This window comes from Oleiphilus sp. HI0086 (assembly GCF_001635225.1).
On sequence record NZ_LWFZ01000784.1, the window covers coordinates 1 to 4,764 of the forward strand.

2 protein-coding genes are annotated in these 4,764 nt (G+C 44.9%); both read left to right on the forward strand.

Annotated elements, in window-relative coordinates; genetic code table 11:
- Positions 1–304: 304 nt before the first annotated feature.
- Positions 305–3,904 (forward strand): exodeoxyribonuclease V subunit gamma, encoded by a 3,600-nt coding sequence (gene recC / locus A3756_RS13650; protein ID WP_068507846.1) that lies wholly within the window; start codon positions 305–307, stop codon positions 3,902–3,904.
- Positions 3,901–4,764: UvrD-helicase domain-containing protein (locus A3756_RS13655; protein ID WP_156490466.1), on the forward strand; the 864-nt coding region annotated here is incomplete at its 3' end. The genes recC and A3756_RS13655, both read left to right, overlap by 4 nt.

Consider the following 4,764-nt stretch of genomic DNA (forward strand, 5'->3'; position numbering starts at 1 on the left):
CAAGCAATGCTTTTTGTTCACGGTTTAAATGTGACTCTGTTCAAAAAACACTCTCATGATACAAAAAAACAATGCAGGCGTCGACTTTATTTGTTAGCAAAAAATCCAATAATATCAATGAATAAGGACTTCCGCTCATGTCTTGAGAGCTTACATTAAGTTTGCCGATTAAGTTGATGACTCGTAGTTGAAATAAGCGCGAAAAGCAGGTGAAAGTCCTGATGATTTCAGTTAACGTATCAACGATAATAAAGAAATAGCGCTAGCTCTTCGCACGCAACTCTCAAATCTGACTGATTATTTAATGCTTAAATTTTACCCTTCGAATCGCACTGAAAACCTCGCTTTCATCATTGCTGAAATAATGAGACGAGAACCACTGAAAAAAATCTTTGATCAGGAAAAGGTGATTATTCAAAGTTTCGGTATGGGCACCTGGCTTCAGCAGCAAATATCTGAAGAATTGGGTATCTCTGCGATGGTTGAATGTAGCATGCCAGCGTCTTTTATTTGGAAATTGGCTGAAGCCTTATTACCGAAGCCTCTGCAAGTACAGGGCTTTGAGAAACAGAATTTAAGGTGGCAGCTTTTTGAACAATTGCCGAGTAAGCTTGCCCAGCCCGAATATCAGCGCTTACGGCGTTATGCCAAGAGCTTATCACCAAACACTGATGAGGGGAGTGCTGAGCCTGCGCTGGGTAACGCTGGCGATGAAGCGCTATCCCAGTCTTTAGTGTTTGATATGGCGAGTGTCATAGCCGACGTTTTTGATGGCTATCAAAACTACCGCCCAGAATGGTTGCAAGCATGGGAGCAAGGCAAGCCGATAAAGAGCCTTGCTAGCGGCCTGGATTCCAAAGACTACAGTAGTCCTCAATTTACCGAATTGGAAGCTTGGCAGGCTGACTTGTGGTGTAGCGTTTATCCTGACTTGCCCTTGGCGCAACGACAGCATCGTTCCAGTCTGCTGACCAGGCTGGAGTCCTGTATTAGAGCGCTACCTAAAGGGGCGGAACTTCAGTTACCCGAACGAATCTTCGTATTTGGCCTGTCAGCCTTGCCTCCTAGAATGCTGGCTGTTATCAAAGCTTTAGCTGAACACATTGATATACACGTTGTGGTGAATAACCCTTGTCGCTACTACTGGGGTGATGTGATGAGTGAGTATCAGCAGCTCCTGCTTAATCAGTCATTGCTTGCGCGGGGCGTCAGTGCTGAAACGGTAGCGGAAAACTTTATTGAGCATAACACCTTGCTCGCGTCATGGGGAAAGCTTGGTCGCGATTATATGTCGCTATTGATGCAAGAAGAAATTTTCGCTGATCTAGCCACCGAGCTTTACGATGATCTTGGTGATGAAGATAATTCAGCGCTGAATTTAATTCAGTCAGATATCTTGAACCTGCAGAACCAGCACCATTGTGTGAATCCTGACGATAAGTCGATACGCTTCGCAAGTTGCCATAACCACTTAAGAGAGGTTGAGGCTCTCCACGACTACTTATTAAATACGCTTGATGCAAACCCCGGCTTAAATGCTCGCGATATTATTGTGATGGTGCCCGATATAGAAGACTATGCCGCCTATATTGAGGCAGTTTTTTCACGCCTTGTTTATGATCGCCATGGGCAAACGCATAGCCTGCCCTATGTTATTGCCGATCAGGCTTTGAATCGGCATCAACCCTTATTGGAATGTATTGGCAATCTATTGATACTCGAGTCAAGTCGGATGACGGCTGCCGAGCTATTAGATTGCTTGGACTTTCCCGCAATCAGGCAGCGATTTTCCATTGATGAAGATGAGCTGCTTAGTATTCATCACTGGGTCAAGGTCTTGAATGTTCGTTGGGGGCTTTCTGAGACGCATCGTAACAAGATATTAAATATAGAAGACGCAGGTGGCGAGACAACCTGGCTCGCAGCGCTTAAACGCCTGCTAAGCGCCTATATTCTCGGGCCTGTTCCTGTCGCCAGTTTTGCGGGTGAACAAGTGATACCGGAAGAGGTGTTCGGCTCAGATCAGCAGGTATTGGTGGGTAAGTTTGTTCGCTTTATTGACGTTGTTGAGCAAACGCTCTCAATGCAAGCGGGTGAAAAACATCCCCTTGATGCTTTGGCTACGATAGCAGATGTCTGGCGTTTATGGCTTGATCAGGATACCTTGCACGAAAGTGTTACTCAGGCAATGGCAAAGGCGCTAGAAGCCTTAAGTGATGAGTTTAGAGTTACTGGCTATGAAAAAGCTTTGCCATTTTCCATCGTTGCCCAGCAAGTGAAGCAAGTGTTGGAAGAAGAGCAGGTTTCGCAACGATTTCTTTCTGGCCGTATTAATTTTTGTACTCTGATGCCAATGCGCAGCGTACCGTTTTCATTAGTGTGTTTATTGGGTTTGAATGAAGGAAAGTATCCAAGGCCTGAAAACAAACCAAGCTTTGACTTAATGGCACGGTCTCCGGGGCGAGTTGGCGACCGCTCACGACGTGATGATGACCGCTACCTGTTTCTGGAGGCTTTGCTGAGTGCCAGGAATTATCTGTATATCAGCTATACGGGTCGCAATATTAGCGATAATTCTATTCGCTACCCCTCTGTACTAGTGAGTGAGCTACAGGATTATTGCCGCACGTATTTTAAAATAGAGAACGAAGCAGATGCCGATGTAGTGGAGTTGTGGACCAAGCAGCACCGCCTGCAAGCTTTTCACTCCGACTATTATTCTGAAAAAGTTTCTGAATCGCACAGTGAAAAAATACTAGACAAAAGCTACAACATGGACTGGATGACACTGTTTTCGCCAAAGCAGGAAGACCTTTCCAGAGGCTTGGAACTTGAGTCTAGAGAAGAGGATGAAACAAATGCCAATGTTCTGGAAATAGACGCGCCTCCATTACATCAGTTCGATATGTTTGCTGAGCCTCAAAGTGATCAACTCGTCGAAGACGATGAAACAGAAATACAGATCCAAAGTCTGTCTTTGGAAGAATTGCTTAGCGCCTTGTCTTCACCTCTTAAGTACTACTATCAGAAAATACTTGGTTTGAAGGTTAGCAAACTGCCAGATGATCTGGAAGAAAGTGAAGCCTTTGCATTGGACCGTTTGGATATCTATGCACTAAAGGGTGATATCTTAAGAACTGTCGTCAAGGACATGCATAAGGAAGTCGATTCTGACACGCTTACACAAGCGTGTTTTGATCAGTGGCGCTTATCAGGGAGGCTGCCAAAAGCACCTTTAGATGAAACTTACTTTGCTCAAGCGAAGGATGAACTTGTCGATTTATCTACCTATATTGAGCGAGCTTTAGCGAAAGAAGCGTCAACTTTGGTTATCGACTTCCAGCTTTCTGGTAAGCGCATAGTTGGTTCACTAGTCCTACTGGATAGCGCTGTTTGCGAGTTTAGTTTGAGCCGGAGTTCGCCAGCGTTGTTCTTTTCTAGCTGGGTAAAACATGTTGTGGTCAACTATCTATTTCACCATCAAGTTGCACCGGGTCACGAGACGGGACTTGAGCTAAAAACCGAGTCAAGGTTGATTAATGCAGAGCAAGTAACGATCTTTCCTGAATTGAGTGCTGCTGACGCAAAATCTTATATGGAGGGTTTGCTAGAGCTCTTTACGCTAACAGGGCAAGAAGCACTGCCATTCCTACCGAAGACTGCCTTTAGTTGGATATTTGAAGGCGAGTCAAAAGCGAGAAAAATATTTGAAGGTAACAAACAGGGCTACAACGCGCGTGAAGGTGAAATGGATGACCCTTATTGGCAGCGCTATTGCCTTTATACTGATCACGCCGAGGTTCGAGTTTTACCTGATATAGAGTCGCAGCGACTTGTTAAGCAAGTTGCTGCCTATAAAGAAGAGTTTATTTTCACCGACTTGCAAGGGGAGGTTCTAAAATGAAAACGCTAGACCTCTGTCAGTTCCCGCTTGATTCATTGTCACTAATTGAAGCGAGCGCAGGAACCGGGAAAACCTATGCGGTCGCCAATCTCTACTTACGTTATTTGCTAGAACAAAAGCTCGGGGTAGATGAAATTCTGGTAGTGACCTTTACCGAGGCAGCAACGCAAGAGCTTCGTGATCGAGTCCGTGCACGAATTCAGGAGCTTTCCCAGGTATTAAATGGTGAACCTAGTGACGATGAGGTGCTGAATTATTTGTACCAACAATCATCGGATATTGAGGCAGATAAACTTCGTTTAAGAATCGCAGAACGTCAAATAGACCAATCTGAAATCCATACAATTCATGGTTTCTGTCAGCAGCTTCTGGCGCGTCATGCATTAGATTTAAATGTCGCTTTTACGCAAAACCTGATGGAAGACACCAAGCCTCTGTTGCTGCGGGTCTGTGAGGATTACTGGCGCCAGGAAGTCTTTGCTCTACCACAAGAGTTGTTACTAGAGGTCTATAGTAACTGGGCGACGCCTGCAGAACTTATGTCGTCTCTTGAACCTTTGATTAATAGACGACCAGATGTATTCACACCAGCTGTACTTGAGGGTGGTCTTTCAGCCTGGGAGCAGCATTACCATGCCACAATTGATTGGTATCAAACACTTCGCTCACGAACCTTAGATAGCATCGATGAAGTACAGAAACTTGTCGCTGAATCAATGCTAAAAGGCGTGAACCATAAGAATAAATGGCTCACTTTGATTCGCGAATGGTGCGAAGCCGAGTTCACAAGTTTCGACTTTCCTAAAGCCAGTAAACGTAAGAATCTGTTTGAAGTCTTCACTCCAGGGTATTTAAGCCAA